We start from the raw sequence: 247 nt of genomic DNA, 5'->3' as shown, positions 1-247 counted from the left end.
ACGTTGTAGGTGGCACAACACCACGCGTAGAGATTCAAGCGCCTAAACTGGCCGCACACCCTTGGCCGGTAGAAGCAAGCCGTGATGACTTTGACCAAACCCAATTTGCACCTAAGTACCAGTCACTTAAAGACCCGTTTGAAGAATCATGGATATCATTAAGCAAACGTCCAGGTTACGCGCGTTTAGTCGGTCGCGACTACTTATACTCTCGCTACAATCAAAGCCTGCTAGCACAGCGCCTAAC

At 49.8% G+C, this 247-nt stretch carries 1 protein-coding gene; it reads left to right on the top strand.

All coding sequences use genetic code 11. From position 1 onward, the window contains the following. Positions 1 to 247 (top strand): beta-xylosidase family glycoside hydrolase (locus tag Q4528_RS15280; RefSeq protein WP_512701004.1); only part of this gene is annotated, 247 nt, incomplete at both ends.

Origin of the sequence: Staphylococcus pasteuri, from assembly GCF_030547725.1 — a bacterium.
GTDB classification, from domain to species: Bacteria; Bacillota; Bacilli; order Staphylococcales; family Staphylococcaceae; genus Staphylococcus; species Staphylococcus pasteuri.
The sequence above is the reverse complement of the archived record's forward strand: the minus strand, read 5'-3'. Positions and strand labels throughout refer to the sequence as shown.